This window comes from Candidatus Enterococcus huntleyi (assembly GCF_009933175.1).
Classification (GTDB): Bacteria; Bacillota; Bacilli; order Lactobacillales; family Enterococcaceae; genus Enterococcus_K; species Enterococcus_K huntleyi.
On the sequence record NZ_MAEJ01000028.1, the window covers coordinates 15759 to 42006 of the forward strand.

A 26248-nucleotide genomic window follows, 5' to 3' on the forward strand; every position below is an offset into this window, starting at 1 on the left:
AAAAATTCAAACTAAAAAGGCGTGAGACCTATCAAAGTCTCACGCCTTTTTATTATTATTGGGTATTTTGTTCAGTCGTCTCGGTGTTGCTGACTGGTGGTGGTGTAACTGATGAATCTGGTGTTTGTGAACTTGTTTGTGTTTGTCCGTTATCTGGTTGACTCGGTGTTACAGGTGCACTTGAAGAGGAACTTGAGCTAGAACTTGAACTTGAGCTACTTGTTGAACTTTCAATTGTGCTTGATGTTGTACTTTCAATCGTTTCGCTGCTTACCGGTGGGGTATAGCTTGAACTTGGTGGGGTATATTTCCCATCAAGATAGAGCTCTCTTCCGATACGAGAGAGGCCACTTGGCATTTCCCAATCAACATTTGAGACTGAGGAAGAGACGTAACGCATAAATTCTCGATAGACATCAGAAGCAATCATATTCGTTTCATCTGTGATTGGCGTCATTTTTTTATTGTAGCCAGTCCATACTGAAATCGCATAGTTAGGTGTGTAACCTACAAATAAAATATCGGGATAGACGCCGTTTGTGGTATCTAATTTGGCCAATTCTTCATCCGTATAGTTTGACGTACCCGTCTTACCCGCTTGGTATAGGCCTTCGATTTGAGCATTGGTTCCTGAACCAATCGAAATCGTATCTTTTAAGATATCTGTCAACATATAGGCGGTAGTTTCTTTCATCGCCCGTTGTCCTTCAGCAGGAAATTCATCTTCGGTCCCATTTTGATAGACAACTTTATTGACGTATTGTGGTTTGTAATAAGTCCCACCATTGGCAATTGCCGCATAAGCAGCTGCCATTTTCAGTGAAGAGGCTCCATATTTTGAGCCATCTTGGTCTTCTGTATTACTTGAGATGGCGTTAGATTGATGAATCGTTTTATATTGAATCCCTAATTTTCCTAAGAAGGTCGTGATATTATCTGCACCGACTTCATTAAATAATTTCACCGCTGGAACATTACGCGAATTATATAAAGCAGAACGTAAGGTGATATTTCCAAAATATTGATTGTCCCAGTTCTTGACGGGCGTTTTGGTTCCTTCATAGGTGTAAGGCTGATCGGAAATCATATCGCCAGTCGATTTATCTAAATACTCGAAGGCTGGGCCGTAATCAGTGATGGGTTTCATCGTTGAACCAAAATCTCGGCCTGTTTCGACGGCCGCATTAAAACCAAAAACCGTTCCCTCGGCAACTTTACGGGCACCAATCTGTGCTCGAACTTGGCCTGTTTTAACGTCAACAAGTGTTGAAGCTACTTGAAATTCATCATCTGGATAATCGATATAATCTTCCGTATTAACAATATCATACAGTTTCTTTTGCGCTTCAAGATCAAGATTTGTGTAAATTTTCAGTCCATCTGTATAGACATCTTTACCCGTTTTTTCTTTAACCTCTTTGATTGCTTCAAAGATATAGTTATCAACGATTTCACGATTTGAATCTTCTTTTGTTGGTTGTTGCAAGCCCTCATCAATTGGTGTAGCGATGGCTTCATCGTATTCCGCTTGTGAGATTTTCTTGTTTTCTAACATAGTACCTAATACAATATCGCGACGCGTTTTTGCATAATCGGGATGAACATAGGGATCATAATCACTTGGTGCTTGTGGCATACCGGCAATTAAAGCGGTCTGTGCCAACGTTAATTGATCTAAGGTTTTGTCAAAATAGTTCTCAGACGCTGTTTCCATTCCGTAGTAGCCATTTGCCATATAGACTTTATTAACATAGTAAGTCAAAATTTCTTGTTTGGATTTTTCTTTTTCTAATTCTAAGGCCATCCAGGCTTCTTGCGCTTTTCGTTTCAATGTCTGATCTTCAGCATTGGTTGAAAAGTAGGAAAGTTTAATTAACTGTTGCGTTAATGTACTACCTCCTTGGAGTCCGCCCGTTTTGACATTGGACACTGCTGAACCGATAATCCGAATAGGATCGACACCTTTGTGTTGATAGAAACGGCGGTCTTCGACAGAAACAATCGCATCTATTAGTAATTGTGGCACTTGATTAGGCTCAATCTTGACCCTGTTTTCCGCACCAATATCTAATAAAAGCTGCTCATCTCCTGCATAAAATTTCGAAGAGACTGTGGCATCTAATTTCTCATCAGTAATTTTTTCGGAATCTTTAGCATACGACCAGAAAACACCAGCCCCAACAAGAATTCCGATTACCGCAAGTGTCACAAGGCTCAAGAAAATTTTCAGAATGATTGAACCAACTGACCGTTTTTTTTTCGGTTTTTGTTTGTTCGTGTTCGGCGTATTATTCTTCTGTGGTTTTTCTTGCCGGCGCGAAGCCCTTGACTGTGATTTATCTGACATAACTAGTTAACTCCTTTTTTCCAATTAATATATTGGTCAACTGCTTCTAGGTAGGGGACACGTGGTGCAATGCCCGCCTTGATCTCAATACCTAGTTCTTCAATTTTGGTGAGGGAAACTGATTTTTTTCCGTTCAACTTTTGTTCTTCCCAAAGAGGAATAAGCGCGTCTGCTGCTAAGAAAAAATAGCGATTGACTGCTGAAAAGCTGAGTAAAATAAAGCAGATACCTCCTTGTTTTAAACATGCGTTCATATGTTTAATTTGATGCTCATGAATATTTTTAAAAGGAAAAGAGGCTTTATTTTTGGTTTCTTTTGCCTCAAAGTCGAGATAGTTTCCTTTATAAACACCATTGTAATCCGTAGTGGAAGCTTGCGAAAAGTAAGCCTCTTTAATCACGGCAGCACTTCGTCTCGGATAATCGACCTTAACGATCTGTATAGGGGTTGGCTTTTTATGGATGACTGCTAGCCCACGACTTAAATAATACTCATTGCTTAGATTAATGGCTTCTTCAAAACGCATCCCACGTTTGCCAAACTCGATAGGTTTCTTTTTCTTGTTCGTGGCTTGAGTTTTCTTCTCAGTTGGCTCATTATTAATATAAGAACGTCCATTAGGATAACGAAAAACCATAAAAATCACACTCCTAGTGCACATTATAGCAAAAAAGACGGAAGAAAGAAAAGGGGAGCAGAATGAATAAACTAAAAACGCTCTATTTGACTGGCTATCGTAGTTTTGAAGTCGGCGTCTTTAAAGACAAAGACCCCAAAATTCAAGTTATTAAAAAAGTCTTAAAAGAGGCTTTGCGCTACTATGCTGAGAATGGACTAGAGTGGGTCTTGACCAGTGGAAATTTAGGCGTTGAACTGTGGGGCGCTGAAGTGGTGAGTGAATTAAAAAGTGATTTTCCCGACTTAAACTTAGGTATTATTTTTCCATTCTCTGAGTTTGGTAGTCAATGGAACGAAACCAATCAAGCGAAGCTGCAGATGGTGAAACAGTTAGCTGATTACGTCAATTCGACTAGCCACCAACCCTACAAAGCACCTGACCAACTGAGAAACCACACGAGCTTTTTATTAGAACATTCCAATGGCACCTTGATGGTTTACGATAAAGAGTTTCCTGGAAAGCCGAAGTTTTTCGTGGAAGCTGCGGAAAAATTTTCTGAAAATTCACCTTATCTAATTCATTTAATAACCATGGATGATTTACAAAATTCTATAGAAACTTTCTAAGATGTCTTTAAAAAAAGAAGATAAAGCAGATAGTGTTTGATTTCTAGGGATTTTTTAGATACAATGATAAGGGTAGAAATTTACTATCACGTAAATAAATAATGAGGTGCAAAACATGGCTAACTTAATGTATAATCCAAAAGATATTTTACAACAAGAGTTTAAGACAAAAATGCGCGGATATGATCCAATTGAAGTCGATGAATTTTTAGATAACATCATCAAGGATTATGAAGCGTATAACAAACAAATTTTAGCATTACAAGAAGAAAATGATCGTTTATTAGCGAAGATTGACCAATTATCTAAAAGTCAGAACGTGGCTTCACGTATTCAACAAGAAGCACCTAAGAGTGCAGCTGTGACTAATTTTGACATTTTAAAACGCTTGTCAAATTTAGAACGTGAAGTGTTTGGTAAGAAGCTTGATCAAGAGGGCTTTGATGCACCAGCAGCAACACGGACATCAAATTTCAGTTCGAACTATTCGAATACTGATAACAGTGACGATTTAGATAAGACTAGATTATTTTAACCAAATGAATATTCCTGTAATTTTCGGGTGATCGCGGTTTGGCCTTGTGCTAAGCTGAGGAAAGTCCATGCTCGCACAGACTGAGATGTCTGTAGTGTTCGTGCTTAGCGAAAAAATAAGCTAAGGTACTTCTAATAGAAGTAACGGCAGGAAAACCGGCTAAGGCGTAAGCTATGCCCCAGTATCCTTGAAAGTGCCACAGTGACGAAGCGTTTTGGGAAACGAAAACGGTGGAACGCGGTAAACCCCTCGAGCGAGCAACCCAAACTATGGTAGGGGCGCTTTTTGATCGGAAATGAACGAAGCAAAGAGGCAATCAAATGATTGCAGATAGATGATGACCGCGCCTTCTTAGTCTCCCTGAGAGTGAAGGCGTACAAAACATGGCTTACAGAAAATTACAGGTAATCAGGGAGTCCTTCCAACAGTGTTGTGAAGGCTTTTTTTATAAGTAAGGAGAGAACAATGGACAAAAATAGAAAATTTCAACTAGTAGCAACAGCGGCTAGTGGTTTAGAAGCGTTAGTCGGCAAAGAACTGCGTGACTTAGGGATCGATTGCCAAGTGGAGAACGGACGGGCTCGTTTTGAAGGAACCATGGAGACCATTGCCACAGCAAACTTATGGTTACGCACAGCAGACCGCATAAAAATTATCGTTGGTGAGTTTGATGCTTTCAGCTTCGATGAATTATTCGAGCAAGTCAAAGCGTTGCCGTGGGAAGATTACTTACCACTGGATGCAGAATTCCCAGTCACAGGTAAATCAATTAAGTCCAAGTTGTACAGTGTGCCCGACTGTCAGGCAATCACTAAAAAAGCGATTGTTAATCGTTTGCGTGAAGTCTACCATCGTCCAGCCAGTGTGCCTTTGACTGAAACTGGCGATTTCTTCAAATTAGAAGTTGCTTTATTGAAGGATCACGTAATCGTTTCCTTAGATACGACTGGTCCAAGCTTATTTAAGCGTGGCTATCGGATGGAAAAAGGTGGCGCACCGTTGAAAGAAAATATGGCGGCAGCCTTAGTTATGCTTACCAACTGGCGCAAAGATCGTCCATTTTATGATCCCGTATGTGGTTCAGGGACTTTATGTATTGAAGCCGCATTAATTGGACATAATATTGCTCCAGGCTTTAATCGTGAATTCGTTTGTGAAACTTGGGAATGGTTTGATGCGGAAATTTTTGAACAAGTCCGTAAAGATGCCGAGGAAAAAGCAGACTATGATATCCAATTAGATATTGCTGGTTCTGATATTAATGGTCGCATGATTGAGATTGCTCAATCAAATGCGGAAGAAATCGGTTTAGGTGATTCGATTACCTTTAAACAGCAAGCTGTCAAAGATTTTACCACAGAGAAAGAATACGGCGTGATTGTCGCAAATCCGCCATACGGTGAACGTTTAGGTGAAGAAGAAAGTGTTCGTCGTCTTTATACTGAGATGGGAGAAGTCTTCCGTCCGCTAAAAACGTGGAGCAAATACATCTTAACTAGCGATTTAACGTTTGAAGAATATTATAAAGCTCGCGCAACGAAGAAGCGTAAATTATACAATGGTGCGATTCGGACGGACTTGTTCCAATATTGGGGCACACGACCACCGCGTCAACCACGGGAAGAAACACAAGGATAAGTGGCAGAACCCCAAAGCGATTAAGGATAAATTTTTAGGATGTTATTGGAGGAATACAGATGAAAGAACAAGAATTTTTACAAGAACTAAAGGAAATCAGCCTACTTCAACAAACTTTAGCTATGCTAGGCTGGGATACTCAGACAGGGATGCCTGAAAAAGCCAGTGATGAACGTGGCGAAGTGGAGAGCTATTTATCAGGCCTAGCCTTTGAAAAAGAAGTCGGACCAAAAATCAAAGAAGCCTTGACCTACTTTGCTGACCATCAAGATGAACTATCAGAAGTTGGCCAGGCTGCCTATAAAGTCGTTAAAGAAAACTATGACTTAAATCATGCCATTCCAAAAGAAAAAATGGAAGAGCTGAGCGGTGCGTTATCAAAAGCGCATGGTAGCTGGCAAAAATCGCGTGCAACGAAGAATTTTTCTGACTTCCGTGATGCTTTAGATAAAAACATCCGTTTAACGAAAGAACTGATTCCTTATTGGAAGAAAGACGAAGCAACGGATTATGATGTTTTATTAAATCAATATGAACCAAATATGACCGTTGAAATCTTAGATAAAGTCTTTGCACAATTACGTGAAGGGATTATGGCGATTCGCCAAACCTTACAAGAAAAAGGAACTGAACCGAAGACAGATTTTCTTACTCGTAAGATGACCGTGGCACAACAACGAAAATTCGTGATGGGTGTGGTGACAGAATTAGGCTATGATTTCAGTCGTGGACGTTTAGATGATACCATCCATCCGTTTATGATTGGCATTAACCACAATGATATCCGAATTACGACGCGTTGGGATGAACATGATTTCACGATGGCGACATTTGGCGTGATTCACGAAGCTGGTCATGGTATGTATGAACAAAATATTGATCCAAAATATGCTTATACACCTGTAGCGACAGGCACGTCGATGGGGATTCATGAGTCTCAATCACTCTTTAATGAAATCATTATTGGAAGCAATAAACAGTTCTGGAAAAAACAATTTCCATTCTTAAAAGAGTGTGCAGAAGGAACCTTCGATGACATTTCCTTTGATGAATTTTATGATTCGTTGAAGAAAACACAAGCGAGCTTAATCCGGATTGAAGCAGATAGTCTGACTTATCCATTGCACATCATTATTCGTTACGAAATTGAAAAAATGATTTTCAATGGCGATGCAAAAGTTGATGATTTACCACAAATCTGGAATGACAAATACGAAGAGTATTTAGGCGTTCGTCCAGAGAATGATTTGGAAGGAATTCTACAAGATGTGCATTGGTCTGGCGGTAGCTTCGGTTATTTCCCATCATATGCCTTAGGTTATATGTATGCAGCACAGCTGTTAGACGCGATGCAAAAAGATCTTGATTTTGATGCAGTTCTAGCCTCAGATGATTACCAACCAATCAGAGTTTGGTTGACGGAACATATCCACCAATATGGGGCGTCTAAAAAACCAAATGAGTTGATTTCCGAAACAACTGGTGAGGGATTAAATCCTCAGTATTTGATTGATTATATGAAGAAAATCTATTTTGACGTCTATAAAGTGAACTAAAAATACGCAAAAAAACTGAGTGACTATCGTCTATTTGATACTCACTCAGTTTTTCTGATGATGGCTAAATTACTCATAAGGGGGGAATGTTCATGAATTTGAGGACGGAGAGATTACAGCTTAGACCCTTTGAAGCAGACGACTGTCAAGATAGCTATGAAATCTATCGTAGCGCTGAAACCTGTAGATTCTTGTTACATGAACCTTGGTCGGAAAGTACCAAAGAAGCGGAATTTAAAACATTGTTAGCTGAAAACCACTTGTCTGAAATGACAAATCTCCATCTTGCTTGCCAGTTGGAGGAGAAAGTCATCGGTGACATTTCAATTTGGTACACAGATATGAAAGAGACGGTCGAAATTGGTTTCAGTTTTAATCCAAATTTTGCCGGCCAAGGCTATGCTACAGAAGCTGTAAAAGCAGTTATTACCGAACTTTTTAGCAATAAGAAGGTTCATCGAATTCAAGCAAATCTCGATGCTCGAAATAGTGCATCTGCTCATTTGTGTCAACGTGTAGGTATGCATAAAGAAGCTCATTTTAGACAAGATTATTGGAATAAAGGCGAATGGACGGATAGTTTCGTGTATGGGTTGCTAGAATCAGATATCGTAGCGAATCTGGAATTATTGGATGACTAATCCGCAAAGGATAATAGTAAATTTAGCAAAAAAACGACACGATGTATATTCGTTTTTTGGGAGGAAATATGCAAAAAGAACTTGATCAAATTAAAGAGTATACTTATAACATTTTGCAAAATGATACGACAGGGCACAGCATGGATCACATTGAACGGGTGGTCGCTATCAGTCAAGCAATTCTTGAGACAGAACCAACGGCTGACGCGTTTGTCGTCCTAGCAGCGGCTTATCTACATGATACGATAGATGATAAATTAGTCGAAGATGAAGCGCAAGCAGTAGAAGACCTTCGTGGATTTCTCGATTCATTAGCGATTGAACCCGCAACCTGCCAAGAAATTATGTATATCATTCAGCATCTTTCTTTTTCTAAAGAAATTACTGCAGGTAAAGAGACCCTCAGTCTATCTGGTCAAATCGTCCAAGATGCGGACCGAATTGACGCGTTGGGTGCGGTTGGTATTCTTCGGACTGCTTATTTTGGTGGCGCTAAAGGGCATCCTATCTATGATCCAGCCATCAAACCGATTGATTACACCTCGAAAAAAGATTATCGTCGGGGGAGTACAGTGATTAATCATTTTTACGAAAAATTATTCTTGTTACCTGATCGAATGAATACGACTTATGGGAAACAGGAAGCCTTGAGACGAAAAACATTTATGGAAAATTTTCTTGAAGAATTTTATCAGGAGTGGCCAGATACAGACTAATCAAGTAGCAATCTAATTAGTTTATTTTTCTGCTTATCTTTCCTATAATAGAGCCAAGGAGGTCGTAACAATGTTTTTTCAACAGGCGCTCACGCCAAGAGCTTTATTAAGGACGCTTCCACATATTTCAGAATGTTTCCTATTAATTCAAAGCCATTTTAAGGAAAAAAATTATCAGGTGGCGGTCTATAAGTATGAACAGGAATATTTTCTTTTACGAGATGATGGACTTTTAAAGACGATCAACCGTTTGTCCCTCAGCCCACGTGGCGATGAGGAGGAAATTCTTTCAGCAATTGAAGATGCCTTGGATGCCAACAATTATCTGATTACAGAAGAGAAATGTCTCTTACTCGACTTAAGAACCATTGAAAAAATGGGCGAAGAAGCCCAGACGAAGATTAACTATTTTGAGTTTGTTGATTTATAGGAGGGAAATTCGATGAAAAAAACCGCTTATATCACGTTTGAAGAAACTCATTTACTTTCTTTATTGAAACAGGTCGCCGGTGAGGTTAGCACATTAGAGTTAATTGACGAAGAGAATGACTTAGATGTGATGGTTCTTTCCCGAGCAGACTGGGAATACTTAGTTAACTCATTGGATAGTGACAATCGCGAACGATTTGAAACGGAAGATCCAATTGATGATTGGCCCAAAGAATAAAAAAGCACAACTCACTAGCCAAGGCTAACCCATTCAGTTATGTGGGATACCGACTAGTAGAGCAGTGCTTTTCTTTTACTTCTTATGTTGGATAGCGCGGAGCTTTTTAACGGCACGAATAAAGTTTATGAAAACTAATATGCACCCAACAATAATTGGTACCCAAAGCAAATAGATTGGATAGCCCGTTTTTTGTCCTAGTGTTTGCATTGACTCGTGGGTTAGTTCGCTGGCCGCCTGCTGCCATACCTGAAAACTAAAGACCGTCATGAATCCAGAAATAATTAATAAAATAAAACCCAGAAAATTTACATTTGATTTTTTCCTTAAAATATAGAAGGCGATGTATATAACAAATAAAAATAACGGCACGCCAAAAGCGAAATAAGGATTTAGCATGAGGAACCCTCCCTTTGTATTTATGATACTGCATATTATTTATTTTGGAAACTACGACCCCTTAAAGAATGATTAATTAGACAAAAAGTAGCTAGCTAGTGAGCTAAGTAATTGGTAATAAAGTGTCGTGAAAAAATGGATAAACGGCTTGCTTCACCTATGAGTGCTATACTGATACTGAGGTGAGTTATGATGAACCAAATTAGAGAAGCAACAGTCAATGATTGGCAAGCACTGCAGCGATTAAACACAGAGGATCTCGGTTATCACGTATCAGAAGAACAAATTAAGCGACAATTAGCGAAAATTTTGGCGGATAAAGAGCAAGTTGTTTTAATCGCTGAAGTCTCTTCAGAAATTTGCGGTTACGTGCATATCGCAAGTTACGAAACACTTTATTTTTCTTCCTTAAAAAATGTCATGGGCCTAGCGGTGGCAAGGGAAGAAAGAGGAAAGAAAATTGGTACGCAGTTGATGAACGCCGCTGAACACTGGGCTAAAAATCAAGGAGCTTCTGGTGTTAGAGTGAATTCTGGGGAAAGTCGAACGGGAGCACATCATTTTTATGAAGGATTGGGCTATCAGTCGAAAAAAAGTCAAAAGAACTTTCTCAAATTGTTAGATTAAGGAACGATTCTTGGGTTTTCCATGCAGCCTGATTGTTCGAATTATTCATTTAATAGCTTCACATAAGGTGGCTTTATTTCTTATAGAAACAAGAAGTTTTGCGATTATCCGTGCTTTTAGGCGTTTTTTTATGGTATAATGCGCAAGGACTAAGTATAAAATGAAAAGAGGTGGTCTAGTGAATACATTTAAACAATTTCACTTTAACCCATTTATAGATGAAGCATTAGCAGATAAGGGCTTCGAGACACCAACAGAGGTGCAGGAAAAACTAATTCCTTTAATTCAAAAAGGCAAAAGCGTGGTGGGTCAATCACAAACTGGTTCTGGAAAAACCCATACATTTTTATTACCTTTAATGGATAAAGTTGATGCCAACAAGGATGAAACACAAATTGTCGTAACCGCACCAAGTCGCGAATTAGCGACTCAAATTTTCCAAGCAGCAAGTCAGATTGCTAAATTCTCTAACCCAGAAATTCGTGTCACGAATTTTGTTGGAGGAACGGATAAACAGCGCCAACTAAATCGTCTGAAACATCAACATCCTCATGTGGTGATTGGTACGCCTGGACGTATCTTAGATTTGATGAATGAACAAGCCTTAAAAGTTCATACTGCTTCTTCTTTTATTATTGATGAAGCCGATATGACGTTAGACATGGGCTTTTTAGAAGAGGTCGATCAGATTGCCAGCCGTTTACCTGACAAACTACAAATGTTGGTATTCTCGGCAACAATTCCTGAAAAATTACGTCCTTTCTTGAAGAAATACATGGAAAATCCGATTATTGAAGAGATTCGCCCGAAAGCGATTATTTCTGAGGCTATTGATAATTGGTTGATTTCAACAAAAGGAAAAGATAAGAATCGCTTGATTTATCAGCTACTAACAGTTGGGCATCCGTATCTAGCGATTGTCTTTGCTAATACCAAACAACGGGTAGACGAGATTACTGAGTATTTGAAGAATCAAGGCTTGAAAGTCGCTAAAATTCATGGAGATATTACCCCTCGTGAACGTAAACGAGTGATGCGTCAGGTTCAAAATCTGGATTACCAATATGTTGTTGCCACAGATTTAGCTGCCCGTGGGATTGATATCGAAGGTGTTTCTCATGTAATTAATGCTGAAGTCCCTGAAGAATTAGATTTCTTCATTCACCGTGTGGGACGGACTGGACGTAACAAATTGTCTGGAACAGCAATTACTTTGTATGAACCTAGTGATGATGATGCAATCATGGCCATCGAAAAATTAGGCGTAACCTTTAAACCAAAAGAAATTAAAGATGGCGCAATTGTTGATACCTACGATCGTAATCGTCGTAAAAAACGAGAACGCTCAAAAGATGTTTTAGATCCAACATTGATTGGTTTAGTTAAGAAAAAGAAGAAAAAAATTAAACCAGGTTACAAAAAGCGGATCGGATGGGCTATTTCTGACAGCAATAAGCAAAAGAGAAAAGTTGAACGTCGTCAACAAACACGTTCTGTTCGTAAGAATAAGAAAAATTCAAATAAATAAGCAGTAGCTAAAAACCACAAAAGTGATAGGGGCGACCCTAGGACCTTTGTGGTTTTTTTGAGTTAGAGAGGCATGTTGTAGACAGCTGTCCACGTTTTATAGTGATATCTTAGTTTTTAGCACCATTTTTTCTCCATCTTGACACAAAGGATGCCATCCTCTTCGTAAGGGCTTGAACTGACTGTATAGCCTAACTTTTCGTAGAAGGTGGTTGCGGTAAGTTCAGCGGAAAGAACGGCGCGCGTACAGCCTTCTTCCTGCGCTTTTTCTTCTGCTATTAGCAATAGTTTTTTACCGATGCCATTCTTTCTATAGGCTTTACTGACACAAAAGCGGTCTGGATTGAGGGTTTGCGTGTCTAACTTTTGATAGCGCAAAGTTGCAATTGGTAGTGAACCGTCAAAATAGACGAGATACAAAATTTCTTCCGACTCATCTAAAGTATCAAACTCATCTTCAGCTGCGATTCCTTGTTCTAGTACAAATACTTGGTAGCGCAAATAAAACGCTGCTGCTTGGAGCCACTGCTGGTTACCACTGACTAATTTCATAATTTCCACCCGTTTTCCTTAGATTCCATGCTATACTTTTAGCATACCAAAAAACAGTAAAGAAGGGAAAAACCAAGTGAATTTCTTTAAACAATTGCAATGGAGTCATTGGAAACAGCTTAGTATAGAAGATAGACAGCTCTTATTTCGACAAATACTCATGTATTATGTTAGTCCACTGGTAAAAGTTTCCGATGTAACACTAGTAGAATATGAATTAGCAGGGATTAAATGCTCTACGTTCGAATTTCTTTTGGATGGAGAAGCGTTTGTCTTTGTACCTGGAAACGATGAAGCTATTCTAGGCTGGGATTCAGGTGTTCAAGGCTTACCGGTCCAGGAAGTTATGTATGAACCAGATACAACAGAAGAATCTGCTATGTTTCGTGAATTTAAACAGATTTACGAATTTGAAACGATTGAAGATTTTAGCGATTATGTCAATGATTTTACGACACCTCTTCGTAAAGCGGTTATTCCGCCAATGCTCGTCCAAAAAAGAGCCATGCCCGTAAGTGCGCGCTATTTAGGTGAATATCAAACGGTAACTGCCCAATTTTCTGGAGATCAACAAGCCGTTGCTTCCTTTTTACCTGAGGTTAAGCAGCAGCTTAGTCCACAACTAACTTTGGAAGAAAGCCTGACCTGGACGTTTCCGCGGTCTTTGTATCAAGAAGAGCGCTATTATTTAGAAATGTCGATGACAGAGGATACCTATGCAGTCTATCAGCATATCCCTCAGACACATCAACAGCTGATAAAAGAGGTCCAGGCAAAAGGCTTTGATTTATTGAATGAAGATCAATGGGAATATATCGTAGGTGCCGGAACAAGACGAATTTTCCGTTGGGGGAATGACCTACTTTCTGAGACATCCCCGTGGGCACACGCGGTCAAAGAGCGACGAGAAGGACCAAATATGTTTGGTCTACTAGTGGATACGACAAAATCACGCCACGAGCTGACGCAAGACCCAGCAATTTTAAAATTGGACAGCATTGAAGAAACCGGATGTCCGCTAATCGATTGTTTACCTTTGTCTAGTTACTATCAATCAGGCCGAACACTTGAGATAGAGGAAATATTACGACCACAAGAGCTACTTTATCGCAAAGTCATTCTAATTGAGCAGGTTGAGTAAAAAATTGACTTTTAGCCAAGAATTCTTTATACTCTTAAAGTAATGAAAAAGTCATAGTTTTGGGTCGTGTGCATTTACAGAAAGTTTCTTCTAGCTGAGAGAGAAACAGTGCAGCCACAAAATTGCTCCTTTTTCAAATTTGATAGAAATATCAACGCCACTCAGCGTTAACGAGTTTAAGAGGTAATGACAAACATCATTGCAATCAAGGTGGTACCGCGAGTTGATCGTCCTTGAGTGCAAGGGTGTTTTTTTGCGTTTTTTACGAAATTCGCAGTGAATCGTCAAAAGAAAGTAGGAGAAAAAATGAAAGAATTAACCAGTAGTCAAGTGCGTCAAATGTATCTTGATTTTTTCAAATCGAAAGGCCATAGCATTGAACCAAGTGCTTCTTTAGTCCCTGTTAATGACCCGACATTATTGTGGATCAATTCCGGAGTGGCAACACTGAAGAAATATTTTGATGGTTCTGTTGTGCCTGAAAATCCGCGGATCACAAATGCCCAAAAATCAATTCGGACAAACGATATCGAAAACGTTGGAAAAACAGCTCGTCATCATACAATGTTTGAAATGTTAGGGAATTTCTCAATCGGTGATTATTTCAAAAATGAAGCGATTCATTGGGCCTGGGAATTTTTAACTTCTCCAGAGTGGATGGCTTTTGATCCAGAAAAATTATATGTGACTGTTTATCCAAAAGATACTGAAGCCAAACGAATTTGGCATGAAGAAGTGGGTCTAACCATGGATCATATCGTCGAGATTGAAGACAACTTTTGGGATATTGGTGCTGGACCTTGTGGACCGGACTCTGAAATTTTCTACGATCGTGGCGAAGCGTTCAATGATGTAGCAGAGGATGATCCAGAAAACTATCCTGGTGGCGAAAATGAACGTTATCTTGAAATCTGGAACTTAGTCTTCTCAGAATTTAATCATCAAGCAGATGGCTCTTATGAACCATTACCGCATAAAAACATTGATACCGGCATGGGCTTAGAACGGATGGTTTCAATCGTCCAAAATGCACCAACTAACTTCGAAACTGATTTATTTATGCCGATTATTCATGAAGTTGAACGTTTGAGTGGCAAAGTGACTTATGGTCAATCTGCGCAAACAAATATCTCCTTCAAAGTAATTGCTGACCATATCCGTGCTCTTTCATTTGCAATTGGCGATGGTGCGCTACCTTCAAACGAAGGCCGTGGCTACGTGTTGCGTCGTTTATTACGTCGTGCAGTGATGCATGGGAAGAAATTAGGCATTGACGAAGCGTTCCTTTACAAATTAGTACCAGTCGTGGGCAAAATCATGGATAGCTATTATCCAGAAGTCTTAGCACAACTATCATTTATTGAAAAAGTCGTGCGGACAGAAGAAGAGCGTTTCCACGAAACAATCAATGAAGGCTTAGCTATTTTGACTGACTTAATTACAAAAGTGAAAGCAGCCAACGAGTCAACTTTAAATGGGAAAGATATCTTCAAATTATATGACACATATGGTTTCCCTGTAGAATTAACTGAAGAAGTTGCGGAAGATGAAGGCTTAACAGTTGATCATGCTGGCTTTGAAAAAGAAATGCAAGCCCAAAGAGAACGTGCACGTGCAGCTCGTAACACTGAGTTATCAATGGGCGTTCAATCAGCTTTATTGACTGATATCAAAGTTGAAAGTACCTTTGTCGGCTATACAGAGACTGAACACGAAAGTTCACTGCTTGTCATCGTACAAGATGAAGCGATTCTTGATACAGTTGAAGAAGGCACAGCACAATTAATCTTCTCTGAAACACCTTTTTATGCAGAAATGGGTGGACAGGTTGCCGACCAAGGAATTATCTTAAATCAAGCAGAAGAAGTTGTCGCAAAAGTCATCGACGTTAAAAAAGCACCGAACGGTCAATTTATGCATAAAGTTGACGTGCTATTGCCATTAAAAGAAGGCTCCATCTACAAATTAATGGTCGATCAATCGAAACGTAATCGCATTATTAAAAATCATACAGCAACGCATTTGTTGCATAAAGCCTTAAAAGAAGTCTTAGGTAATCATGCGAATCAAGCAGGTTCACTGGTAGCTCCTGGACATTTACGTTTTGACTTCACTCATTTTGGTCAAGTAACAGCTGAAGAATTGAGTCAGATGGAACGTATCGTCAATGAAAAAATCTGGGAAGCTATTCCTGTGGTAACCGTTGAAACAGATATTGACACAGCTAAAAACATGGGCGCAATGGCTCTATTTGGTGAAAAATACGGTCATGATGTGCGTGTCGTAAATGTTGGCGATTGGTCGATTGAACTCTGTGGGGGAATTCATGTCCGTAACACAGAAGACATCGGTATCTTCAAAATTGTTGCTGAATCAGGAATTGGTGCGGGCGTCCGTCGGATCGAGGCTGTCACAAGTAAAGAAGCTTACGAGTTACTATACAATGAAGAACAACAGCTGAAAGAAGTTGCAGCAATTGTTAAATCTCCTCAATTAAAAGAGGTCGTAAGTAAGACGGAACAATTGCAACAACAACTGAAAGAAGCGCAAAAAGAAAACGAAAAACTGGCTGGAAAACTAGCTAATCAACAAGCTGGCGACGTCTTCAAAGCAGTCGAAGAAATCAATGGTGTACGTGTGATTGCCGCAGAAGTTCAAGTTAAAGATATGAATCAATTGCGCCAATTAGCCGACCAATGGAAACAAAAAGATTTATCTGACGTGCTAGTACTTGCCAATAGCCAAGACGGCAAAGTTAGCTTGCTGACTGCAATGAATAAAGTTGCTAATGAAAAAGGCTTAAAAGCTGGCGATTTAATCAAAGCAATCGCGCCGAAAGTTGGCGGCGGTGGTGGCGGCCGTCCAGATATGGCTCAAGCCGGCGGGAAAAATCCTGCAGGCATACCAGATGCTTTAGCTGAAGCGAAAGCTTGGTTAGCAAACTAAAAACTCTTTTTATCTAGGGAAATTCAGGTGAATGAAGGAGCCGTACTTCTTTAATTTACCTGATGACTCCTTAGATTTTTTCAATATGAAGCAACTTTTTTACGTAATCGCTTATGAAAAGTGAAATAAGTTGACGAAACGACAATTTATTTTTATCATAAAGCTCATACTTACTAAAAGTAGGAGGAGAAAAATGAAAAGTACAAATAAAACCTTTCGACTTGTTTTGCGGTCAATTTTATTAGCAATCATCATTGTTCAAGCGATGGTTCCTTGGCTAGGGTTTATCCCGCTAGGATTCGTTAGCTTGACCATTATTCACGTAACTGTCATTATCGCTGCGGTTGTTTTAGGACCAAAAGATGGGATGATTATTGGGCTGTTTTGGGGAATTGCGACGGTCATTCGCGCGTTTGCTATGCCAACGACGCCTTTTGATACACTCGTCTTTACCAACCCAATCATCTCCGTCGTGCCACGCGTTTTAGTCGGATTGGTTGCCGGCTATGCATTCCACTGGGTTTATAAAAAAAGTCACTCAATCACTGGTGGGGCAATCACGGCGGGGATTTTAGGTTCACTCACTAATACGATTTTAGTTTTAGGGTTCATGGGATTATTTTATACCAATGCGACAGCGGGTGCTTATGGTGTCGATTCTTCGCTTTTATTTAAAACACTCTTCGGGGTGGCGATTGCCAATGGGATTCCCGAAGCGATTGGTGCGGCGATTATTACACCACTCTTAGCTAAAGCCTTGTTCCATGCAACACCGTTAGAACCTAAATAAAAATAAGAACCCTCACTTGAGCGTGCAGTTTCATCACTCAAGCGGGGGTCTTTCTTTTTTGTAGCAAGATATTTTTTCGTTTTCCTATCAACCTTTGATTTTCAGAACACTCATTCATTAATTTTCACCGACAACTACGCATCCGTATTTCGTTAATGATTTTATATTTACTCTAGCTTTTACCTCATCAATAATTTAAAATATTAGTAAGTAACAATTGAATAGCGAAAGGGGAGTTTTATGACAGAAGATAAAATCGATATGTTAAGTCGATTTATTTCGGCTTTAGTCTTACTCACAGTAACAATAATAGTCAACGAAATTGCTATCGGGCTTGCACTATCAATAATCTGTTATGCCATAAGTAAATACATAGCCAAACAATTCTATCAAAAGAGAACAAAATAAAAACAATCTGACTTTCAAAATCGGATTGTTTTTTTTGCTTATTCACTTACAGCACTTAGACCCATTTTATTTAAATTTCACCTATAGCATTGCATGGAAATTTCGGATACCCTTAAAGCTTGTTTATTTGTTTTGTAGCAATTATAATAGACTAATTGACTTTTGAAAGGTGTTCTTAACTATGATTCGTTACTTACTAGGAAAAATTAATCAGCAAACAACTGAAAATTCTTCTGCGAGAAGAACCAAATCTGGCATTTTAGCTGGGATTCTTGGCTTACTTTCAAACGGACTCTTATTTGCAAGTAAAATAGCGATAGGATTACTCTCAGGCAGTGTCTCTATCATGGCTGATGCCATCAATAGCTTATCAGATACCGCCTCGTCTATTTTGACTCTTGTTGGTTTTCGGATTGCCGCAAAGCCAGCTGATCGAGAACATCCTTATGGTCACGAACGTTTTGAATATATCAGCGGTTTATTTGTCTCAATGATTGTTATTTATGTCGGTTTGCAATTTTTAGATACTTCCTTTCAGAAAATTTTGCAGCCTGAAAATATCGCACTGTCACCGATTGTCTTTGTCATATTAGTCCTCTCTATAGGCATCAAAATTTGGCAGGGAGCGATGTATAAAACAATTGGTCATTCAATTCAATCTAAAACATTGGGTGCAACTGCCCAAGACAGCCTCAATGATGTCTACACGACAGTCGCTGTTTTAGCTTCTGCGCTAGTAGAATGGGGAACTGGCTGGCGCATCGATGGCTACGTTGGATTCGCTCTGGCACTCTATATCCTTTATAGTGGAATCCAGATGATTAAAGGTTTTGTCGATGATCTCTTAGGTAGTCGACCCACGGCAGAAGAAATAGAGGCGATGAAGCAACAGTTATCTGGTAATCATTCGATACTTGGCTATCACGATTTACTGATTCATAGTTACGGTCCCAGCAAGCGCTTTGCTTCGGTTCATATTGAAGTCGATGAATCCTGGGATCTCAATGATGCCCATGAGATTATTGATGAGATTGAAAAGGAGTTCAAGAAAACGTTAGGTGTTGATCTGGTCTGCCATCTCGATCCAGTCGCATTACATGACCGAAACTATACACGTCTTTCGTTAATTCTAAAGGAAATATTGGCAAAATTAGATGAAAATATTCGGATGCATGATTTTCGAATCGAAACAGAAGATAACCAGAAGATTTTGCAATTTGATTTGGCTATTCCAGCAAAACCCAATTACAGTGACAAAGAATTAACACAACTGATTCAATCAAACCTCAAACAACAAATCGGGGAGTATCAACTAGACATTACCTTCGACCATAATTATTTACTATAAAAAATGTGCAAAAAATACGAGTAACCCCAGAGGGCAGCTCGTATTTTTGCTTATATTATTTTGGTTTCTGATTTTTCTGTCTTTTTTTGTTTCCTTTTAAGGCTTTTTGTAATCCTTGTCGAGCTAGATTATCCGCGCCTTTATTCTTACCTTCAGGAATCCACTGGATGAGTAACAGAGAAAATTGCTCTGCCAATGCCTGGAATTGTTCTAGATAGGGAACAAAGAGGGGATTCCCTGTGTAATTTTTGTCGATTGTCTGAACAACAACTTTACTATCAGAATAGATCGTGATTGTTTCATCTTGCCACTCTTCCTCTAACAATACATGCAAGGCTGTCAGTAAAATTTCAAATTCCGCTTGGTGATTGGTCAGTTCAGAAAATGCGTAAGTATATTGTTTGTAAATTTCTTCACTTGTTATCATCAGTCCACCACCACTTGGACCAGGATTTCCCTTTGTTGAGGCATCTATAAATACTTTAATCATACATTCACCTTTTCCTAATAAAAAAAAATGTGGTAAGATAAGTATAACATTAAACAAGTAGTTTTTTTAACTAGAGAGGATATATCTATGAAACGTATGTATTATCATTGGCAACCAGAGCTGTCCACGACTATGATTTATTGGTCTGGCACGATGATGATTGGCTTTTTTAGTTTAATTCTTTCTTTGGAATACACTCGTCCCTATTGGCTTAGCAACACAGTTTTAGTTATTTTTTTCTTTTTCGTGTATCTCGGTTGGCGTCGGTCGCTCTGTCTAACGGATACTCATTTAGAGATTAGATACGCTTCTTTTTGGAAAGTCAAAAAAGTGCTCTATGAGGAAATTGAGTGGATCAAAGAAGGGCCTAAAGGCATCGAACTGAAGACAAAAATAACACCTGAACCGGTGCTTTTTAACATGAGACGGAAAACAAAAGAAAAATTTATAAAAAACTTAACAGCTAAACAAACAACCATACACATCTTTTATGATGACACATTAAAGATGTCAAAAGAGGAATAGGATTAAAAAGTAGTTCAACTAATGAGCTGCTTTTTTTTATTTAACGATTGCTCACTACCGAAAAATAGGGGATGTCGCACAATGAAAGGAAGAAAAGCTACAAGTAGTCAATTCGCTGACTTTTTTAATGAACTGAACGAGCGGCGACTTTTTTTAGCAGTAGCGATTTCTCTAATAAAGAAAATAAAAAACCAATCAAAGCCTCAGCCTTGATTGGTGTCGATCTCTAAATAATCCTTAACTAAATAAAAAATACTGAACAGTTACTCTCGTTCGTTTGTAATTTTTCGGACATGAGCAGCTTGGGTCCCTCTGTTTCCTTCAACAACATCGAATTCTACAGCCTGATTATCTTCCAAGTTCTTGAAACCTTCTTCTTCAATAGCAGTAAAGTGAACAAATATTTCCTCCACTTCATTATACAGGATAAAGCCATATCCTTTTCGACTATCAAACCATTTCACGATTCCTTTGGCCAAATCACTCACGACCTTTCTACTTACTTATGGAACTAGCCTAATTATAATCATGAATTAGAAACACGTCAAATTTATTTGGATTTCCAGATTTTTTTAGTGATTTCCATGGATAAAACAAGTATAATGTAAATATTCTTAACGAATATGGTTGTTATCATTAAAAAAGTTCGTAATTTGGAGGGTGTCATGAAAACAGATATAGAAATTTCTCAATCTATCGACCTTAAACCAATTAAGGAAATCGCAGAGAAGCTAGGTTTAAAAGAAAATGATTTAGAATTATACGGGAATTATAAAGCAAAAATCAATTTTTCTAAAATTCAAGAAGTGGAAACGAATCAAAACGGGCATTTAATTTTAGTGACTTCTATTAATCCAACACCTGCTGGCGAAGGAAAATCGACCGTCACGATTGGCTTAGGCGATGCCTTAAATGCACTAGGCAAGAAGACTGTGATTGCTTTACGTGAACCTTCATTAGGCCCTGTTATGGGAATCAAAGGTGGCGCAACGGGTGGCGGTTATGCCCAAGTCTTACCTATGGAAGATATTAATTTACATTTTACCGGAGATATGCACGCGATTACGACTGCCAACAATGCGCTTGCTGCTCTTTTAGATAATCATATTCAACAAGGCAATGAACTCGGAATTGATACCCGTCGTATTATTTGGAAACGCGTGGTTGACTTAAATGATCGCGCATTGCGTCATGTGGTAGTTGGTTTAGGTGGGCCAATGCAAGGTGTGCCTAGAGAAGATGGCTTTGATATTACGGTAGCCAGTGAGATTATGGCAATTTTATGTTTAGCTACCGATATCGAAAACTTGAAAGCGCGTCTATCAAACATTGTTATTGCTTATACTTATGAAAAAACACCTGTCACAGTAGGTGATTTAAAGGTTGAAGGAGCTTTAGCCTTAATTTTGAAAGAAGCCATCAAACCGAATCTTGTGCAAACTATTTATGGCACGCCAGCTTTTGTCCATGGTGGACCGTTTGCTAATATTGCGCATGGTTGTAACAGTGTTTTGGCAACAAAAACAGCTTTAAAACTTGGTGATTATGTGGTGACAGAAGCGGGCTTTGGTGCCGATTTAGGTGCGGAGAAGTTCTTAGACATTAAAGTGCCTAATTTGAAAAAAGCACCTGATGCGATTGTGATTGTAGCGACGATTCGTGCCTTAAAAATGCATGGTGGCGTTCAAAAAGCACAGTTAAATGAAGAAAATATTCCAGCCTTAAAAGCAGGCTACAGTAATTTGAAAAAACATATTGAAAATATGCAAAGCTATGGCATTCCAGTGGTTGTCGCGATTAATGAATTCGTGACGGATACCAAAGCTGAAATTGCGGAACTCTCAGCTCTTTGTGAAGCTCAAGGGGTGATTGTTGAGACAGCTAGTGTCTGGGAACATGGGGCAGAAGGCGGCAAGGCGCTTGCTGAAACAGTGGCGAAGGTCATTGAAGAAGAAGACGCTAATTATCATTCAATCTATCCGATTGGCGCATCGCTAGAAGAAAAAATTCGAACGATTGTCACTAAAATTTATGGTGGATCAGACGTGAGCTTTAGCCAAAAAGCCATCAATCAAATGAAAACTTTTGAAGATTACGGTTGGGATCGTCTCCCTGTCTGCATGGCTAAAACACAATATTCATTATCCGACAATCCTAAAGCTTTAGGTGCACCAACTGATTTCACCGTCACTATTCGTGAACTAGTACCAAAAGTCGGAGCAGGCTTTATCGTTGCCTTAACAAGCGATGTAATGACGATGCCAGGCTTACCGAAGCAACCAGCAGCACTAAATATGGATGTCCTAGCAGACGGCACCGCAGTCGGACTGTTCTAAATTTATTTAGCAAGATGTATAGAAAGAAGAAATCAGCTTAGCCTTAAATGGTTTAGCTGATTTCTTTTTACTGAAATATATCTCACAGGATTCAACTAAATCTTTAGTATATTACTATTTTCAAAGGTTTATAAATGATTATAAGATGAATTGTTGAAAAAAATAAAGAGCTCTTTACCATAAAGGTGAAGGGCTCTTTATTTTTCTGAAAGAATGAGTATTTCCTTAAATAGCTTAATATACTTTTCTCTATCTGTTGATTTTTGCAATAATTTTAAGAATTGCTCAAATTCAATATCTTGTTTTTCTTCGAGGTAATTTTCTTCACGGATTCTTCCATCAGAATAAGGCAAGAAAAATTCACTTAATGAAACGTCTAAAGCAGCTAGTAATTTTAAAAGAGTCTCTAATGACACATTTCTCTTACTATTTTCGATTAAACTTATGAAAGGTAGGCTCAGGTTTGACTGCTCTGCCAATTCTTGCTGAGTAATTCCTTTTTTCTCCCTTAATTCATGAATATTCTTACCTAACTGTTTTAAAACATCGTCTGTCATTAAATTCCCTCCTTATTCTCTATTCTAAATAGAATTACAATCAACATATATAAACAGTTGTATATTTTATTTCAAAACTTTACACACAGTAAAGTAAATGGTAAGATAAGTTTTGTATAACAACTATTTAGGAGGGTTTTAATGGAAAAAAGAGCAGATTACAAAAAGAAACTAGCTTTGCGAGCAAAAAAACAACGCTACGCTAAAGCTATGATTCTATCTACGTTTGGAATTGTCGGTACATCGTTAATTGGAGCAACTCAGGTTAGCGCCGAAACATGGGTAGCAAACACGCCCGAATCGATTCAAATTAAGGAAAATGATACTTCGTACATAATGAAGAAAGGTGATACGCTTTGGGCGATAGCGACTAGAATCAACATTAATGTTGAAACTTTAGCAGCTGCAAACGGAATTGATTTAGCAAGTGGGCAACAATACTACTTACAGGTCGGAACTAAAATTAGTTGGGCAGATGGGGTAGTTAAAGCTACAGACGTTAATGGTAAAGCAGTAAACAAAGGTGTTAAATTAACAGACGATAATAAAGTGGTTAAAGACAAGCCAGTTGGAGAAAACGTACAGAAAGATGTGAAAACTGGTAAAGCTAAGGATAGTGACGTTCAAGGAACACCAGTTAAACCAGTAGATAAGAATGATGGGAGCACTCAAACTCCTAGCAAACCTACTACACCAACAGCTCCTGTAGAGCCAACTAAACCGGCTAAACCTACAACACCAGCTGAGCCTACTGAACCAACGACTCCTACAGAACCGACTAAACCAGTTACACCTACTGAACCTAAAGATCCTGATGAATCAAAAGAGTTAACAGTTCTAACTGTTCGTTATGTAGACGTAACAAGTGGAACGCCAGTGGACATTATTAATCCTGTAGAAGTACAAGGAACAGTTGGGGAAAGCGTACGAGTTCAAGCGAAAGAATTTAACGGATACATATTACAAGGAACTTCTTATAAAGATGTAGTATTGGAACCAGGGAAACACCTTACTACTTTCGAATATATTAAATCAGAAAAACCTAATGAAGAAACACCAGACCCAATGACTCCAATCGGCTCTCTAGGGTTGTTCAAAACTGAAGCAGAACTAGATGCATATGCTGAAAAGATTATGGATGATGCATTATGGTCTACAGGTGAAAGTTTCCAATACCAAAAGTGGGATGTTAAATCTACTACAGGTAAGTTAATCGGATGGACTGGTGAACTAATTAGTCTAGGTACTGGAACTGATGGACAACCAGAAACTCCAAATGAGTCGGAGTTTACTGTCGATCAAGTACTGTACAGCAAAGGTGGATTTAAAACTGAAGCAGCCGCAGATGCACATGCAGATGAAATGCTAGACAAATGGTTCGATTACAGCTTGGAAAACAATATCGCTATCGTAGCTAGTTGGGGTGGTTCATCATCAACCGGATACACGGTAACGATTAGAGTATCACAAGTATTTAATTAAATTAATCGTAAAATCACTCATGAGCCTAACAGTTCATGGGTGATTTTTATAACACAATAGGAGCTAGAAAAATGAAAAAAACTATATTAATTTGCTTAGGATTATCTATATTTTTAGGTGTAACAGGATGTTCTTCACAAAGTAACAAGGACATGAAAGAAAATAATTCGAGTGTTACAGAAGAAACGACAGAAAATAGCAATGAATCTATGGATATCGATACATCCGTCAGTACTTACTTGGAAGGAAAATGGAGATTTGTAAAAGGATACCCTACTGACGAAGCTACAGTAGATGACATCACTTTTTTAGAACCATTTGGCGAGGAGGACTCGTTATATATCATAGAAGATGCACAAAGGCTTATGAGAGAACAGGTCTGGTCCTCTGATATATATGACGATGATGCCAATTTAAGAAGGGGATTCTCTAGAAGCTATTACCAATTTGTAGATTACGAAGTAATGAAAAAAAGTTACGATGAAGAAAAGAAAAAACTACAAGATGAAGAAGAACAGCGTATCAAAGAATCTATTAAGGAAAATACCGAAAACATAAAGCAACGTACCGACAGTACTTACGATGGACACTATGAAAAAGATAGAATTGAAGAACTCGAAAAGCAATTAGGCGAAGACCATACTACATCTATGTATGCTTTTAAAACGCTAGAAGACTATAATCGGGCATTGGCAAAAATAGATTTCAAAGTAACAAATTTCGAGAAGTTTTACTTTATAAGTCCAGATGAGCCTACTGCATATATTCTTTTAGACAACGGGAATAAATTAGCATTAACCTCTGCATTGATAGGGAATCAACAAGATAGTTCCTATTCATTTGATGGGATTTATTTATTCGAAAGAGTCGTTTTATCTAGTGATATTCCAGAAGGTAACTCTTCATCCGATACCTTAGTAGCAAGTACTCCAGTTTCTACAACAGACAGCTCTGAATCATATAACTATCTTTCTGCTGATGAAGCTATAGAACTGGTCGAGGATTACTACAGCACACAAGAATACTCTGAATTTACAGAGGTAACTTTCGAAATCCCCAACCCAACCTCTGTGTTCGTTGACGAAGAGAAGAGGTTTTTTCACGTACTCGGTTTAGATGAGTCAAACATGCCTTATACGGCATATGGAGTAAATATTGAAACAGGGGAAATTTCAGAGTCACCTATCAGTTTTAACGGAATTGATGTAGTAATTGAACCACTTCCATAAATGTTAAACACTTTGAATTAATTTATTCTCATTAATCATTAAATAAGTATAATCGACATGGTTAGTTAGTATCTCTGAATCGGGGATGCTAACTAACTATTTTTTATTAGTCGAGGAACTTTAAAGGGTACGGTCTTAAAATGAGAAATCGAATATATGTATTATCAATAGACGAGAGCTAGTTAAAAAATCTGTAAGCCGCAACATAAGTAACAACATATCTAGCAGTAGGTATTGCTGGAACCAAAAAGTTCTGCAGTCCCAAGAGGGAAATCATGAATTACTAGCTGTGACCTTCCTCATTTACAGCTAGTTTGAACGGATTTAGCAATGAGATCAACGCTCTTTGTTGAGCTGCTTGCGACCAGACTGCAAACTTTTTTGATGGAAGGAATACTGGATGCGGCACATAGCTAAAATTTATATGACACGATGTATAGAACAAAAAGAATTCTCTAGGTTAGTTTATGGCTTATCTGAATTCTTTTTTTGTTCAGATTTATTGAGATATACAAGCAATCAGCTTTTATCGGCTTGTTTTTTGC

General features: G+C 38.6%; 25 protein-coding genes and 1 other RNA gene. 19 read left to right on the forward strand and 7 right to left on the reverse strand.

The features are described 5' to 3' along the window. Positions 1–55: 55 nt before the first annotated feature. On the reverse strand, positions 56–2347 hold the full coding sequence (locus BAU15_RS11925; RefSeq protein WP_161842974.1) for a PBP1A family penicillin-binding protein: 2292 nt from the start codon (positions 2345–2347) through the stop codon (positions 56–58). 2 nt (positions 2348–2349) lie between these two features. Continuing rightward, on the reverse strand, positions 2350–2985 hold the full coding sequence (recU, locus tag BAU15_RS11930) for a Holliday junction resolvase RecU (protein WP_161842975.1): 636 nt from the start codon (positions 2983–2985) through the stop codon (positions 2350–2352). Positions 2986–3047: 62 nt separating this feature from the next. Here recU and BAU15_RS11935 point away from each other — a divergent pair, with 62 nt between their 5' ends. The 9 genes from BAU15_RS11935 (at position 3048) to BAU15_RS11975 (ending at position 9346) form a co-directional block, all read left to right on the forward strand. Continuing rightward, positions 3048–3593, forward strand: a complete 546-nt coding sequence (locus tag BAU15_RS11935; protein WP_161842976.1) for an SLOG family protein — start codon at positions 3048–3050, stop codon at positions 3591–3593. Positions 3594–3708: 115 nt separating this feature from the next. Then, complete coding sequence (gpsB, locus tag BAU15_RS11940) at positions 3709–4128, forward strand: cell division regulator GpsB (protein WP_161842977.1); 420 nt, start codon at positions 3709–3711, stop codon at positions 4126–4128. A 19-nt stretch (positions 4129–4147) separates the two neighbouring features. Next, positions 4148–4524, forward strand: an RNA gene (gene rnpB / locus BAU15_RS11945) — RNase P RNA component class B. A 69-nt stretch (positions 4525–4593) separates the two neighbouring features. After that, positions 4594–5766 carry a THUMP domain-containing class I SAM-dependent RNA methyltransferase gene (locus BAU15_RS11950; protein WP_161842978.1) on the forward strand — a complete coding sequence of 391 codons (1173 nt, stop codon included), beginning with the start codon at positions 4594–4596 and terminating at the stop codon, positions 5764–5766. A 59-nt stretch (positions 5767–5825) separates the two neighbouring features. After that, positions 5826–7322 (forward strand): carboxypeptidase M32, encoded by a 1497-nt coding sequence (locus BAU15_RS11955; protein WP_161842979.1) that lies wholly within the window; start codon positions 5826–5828, stop codon positions 7320–7322. Between the two features lie 92 nt (positions 7323–7414). Next, entirely contained in the window at positions 7415–7963 is a 549-nt protein-coding gene (locus BAU15_RS11960; RefSeq protein WP_161842980.1) for a GNAT family N-acetyltransferase, read from the forward strand. Between the two features lie 68 nt (positions 7964–8031). After that, positions 8032–8679: an HD domain-containing protein gene (locus BAU15_RS11965; protein WP_161842981.1), complete on the forward strand. Its 648-nt coding sequence runs from the start codon at positions 8032–8034 to the stop codon at positions 8677–8679. A gap of 70 nt (positions 8680–8749) precedes the next feature. Beyond that, entirely contained in the window at positions 8750–9109 is a 360-nt protein-coding gene (locus BAU15_RS11970) for a hypothetical protein (RefSeq protein WP_161842982.1), read from the forward strand. A gap of 12 nt (positions 9110–9121) precedes the next feature. Further along, entirely contained in the window at positions 9122–9346 is a 225-nt protein-coding gene (locus BAU15_RS11975) for a hypothetical protein (RefSeq protein ID WP_161842983.1), read from the forward strand. 75 nt (positions 9347–9421) lie between these two features. Here BAU15_RS11975 and BAU15_RS11980 read toward each other — a convergent pair whose 3' ends face one another. Next, positions 9422–9745: a hypothetical protein gene (locus BAU15_RS11980; RefSeq protein ID WP_161842984.1), complete on the reverse strand. Its 324-nt coding sequence runs from the start codon at positions 9743–9745 to the stop codon at positions 9422–9424. Between the two features lie 192 nt (positions 9746–9937). Here BAU15_RS11980 and BAU15_RS11985 point away from each other — a divergent pair, with 192 nt between their 5' ends. Beyond that, a complete protein-coding gene (locus BAU15_RS11985; protein WP_161842985.1) occupies positions 9938–10372 on the forward strand; it encodes a GNAT family N-acetyltransferase in 435 nt (144 codons plus the stop codon). A gap of 178 nt (positions 10373–10550) precedes the next feature. Next, a complete protein-coding gene (locus tag BAU15_RS11990) occupies positions 10551–11900 on the forward strand; it encodes a DEAD/DEAH box helicase (protein WP_161842986.1) in 1350 nt (449 codons plus the stop codon). A gap of 116 nt (positions 11901–12016) precedes the next feature. Here BAU15_RS11990 and BAU15_RS11995 read toward each other — a convergent pair whose 3' ends face one another. Then, positions 12017–12451 carry a GNAT family N-acetyltransferase gene (locus tag BAU15_RS11995; protein WP_161842987.1) on the reverse strand — a complete coding sequence of 145 codons (435 nt, stop codon included), beginning with the start codon at positions 12449–12451 and terminating at the stop codon, positions 12017–12019. A 160-nt stretch (positions 12452–12611) separates the two neighbouring features. On the opposite strand from BAU15_RS11995, the gene BAU15_RS12000 reads away from it, so the two are divergent. The 4 genes from BAU15_RS12000 (at position 12612) to BAU15_RS12015 (ending at position 19084) form a co-directional block, all read left to right on the forward strand. Beyond that, a complete protein-coding gene (locus tag BAU15_RS12000) occupies positions 12612–13592 on the forward strand; it encodes a DUF7278 family profilin-like fold-containing protein (protein WP_161842988.1) in 981 nt (326 codons plus the stop codon). 306 nt (positions 13593–13898) lie between these two features. Then, positions 13899–16538, forward strand: coding sequence for an alanine--tRNA ligase (gene alaS / locus BAU15_RS12005; protein ID WP_161842989.1), 2640 nt, complete (start codon positions 13899–13901; stop codon positions 16536–16538). 193 nt (positions 16539–16731) lie between these two features. Further along, a complete protein-coding gene (locus BAU15_RS12010) occupies positions 16732–17328 on the forward strand; it encodes an ECF transporter S component (RefSeq protein WP_161842990.1) in 597 nt (198 codons plus the stop codon). Between the two features lie 589 nt (positions 17329–17917). Further along, positions 17918–19084 (forward strand): cation diffusion facilitator family transporter, encoded by a 1167-nt coding sequence (locus BAU15_RS12015; RefSeq protein WP_161842991.1) that lies wholly within the window; start codon positions 17918–17920, stop codon positions 19082–19084. A 55-nt stretch (positions 19085–19139) separates the two neighbouring features. Here the strand turns inward: BAU15_RS12015 and BAU15_RS12020 are convergent, their stop codons facing one another. Beyond that, the gene (locus BAU15_RS12020; protein WP_161842992.1) at positions 19140–19574 is read right to left on the reverse strand and encodes a ribonuclease HI family protein; all 435 of its coding nucleotides are present in this window, start codon (positions 19572–19574) and stop codon (positions 19140–19142) included. Between the two features lie 87 nt (positions 19575–19661). On the opposite strand from BAU15_RS12020, the gene BAU15_RS12025 reads away from it, so the two are divergent. Beyond that, on the forward strand, positions 19662–20099 hold the full coding sequence (locus BAU15_RS12025) for an EbsA family protein (RefSeq protein ID WP_161842993.1): 438 nt from the start codon (positions 19662–19664) through the stop codon (positions 20097–20099). A gap of 263 nt (positions 20100–20362) precedes the next feature. On the opposite strand, the gene BAU15_RS12030 is transcribed toward BAU15_RS12025, so the two are convergent. Further along, positions 20363–20578: a cold-shock protein gene (locus BAU15_RS12030; RefSeq protein ID WP_161843042.1), complete on the reverse strand. Its 216-nt coding sequence runs from the start codon at positions 20576–20578 to the stop codon at positions 20363–20365. Positions 20579–20764: 186 nt separating this feature from the next. Here BAU15_RS12030 and BAU15_RS12035 point away from each other — a divergent pair, with 186 nt between their 5' ends. Continuing rightward, positions 20765–22435 (forward strand): formate--tetrahydrofolate ligase, encoded by a 1671-nt coding sequence (locus BAU15_RS12035; RefSeq protein ID WP_161842994.1) that lies wholly within the window; start codon positions 20765–20767, stop codon positions 22433–22435. 197 nt (positions 22436–22632) lie between these two features. Here the strand turns inward: BAU15_RS12035 and BAU15_RS12040 are convergent, their stop codons facing one another. Beyond that, entirely contained in the window at positions 22633–22992 is a 360-nt protein-coding gene (locus tag BAU15_RS12040) for a helix-turn-helix domain-containing protein (protein ID WP_161842995.1), read from the reverse strand. 210 nt (positions 22993–23202) lie between these two features. Between BAU15_RS12040 and BAU15_RS12045 the strand changes: the two genes are divergently transcribed. Beyond that, on the forward strand, positions 23203–24474 hold the full coding sequence (locus BAU15_RS12045) for a LysM peptidoglycan-binding domain-containing protein (RefSeq protein ID WP_161842996.1): 1272 nt from the start codon (positions 23203–23205) through the stop codon (positions 24472–24474). A 71-nt stretch (positions 24475–24545) separates the two neighbouring features. Beyond that, positions 24546–25703 (forward strand): hypothetical protein, encoded by a 1158-nt coding sequence (locus BAU15_RS12050; RefSeq protein ID WP_161842997.1) that lies wholly within the window; start codon positions 24546–24548, stop codon positions 25701–25703. The last annotated feature ends 545 nt before the right edge of the window (positions 25704–26248 follow it).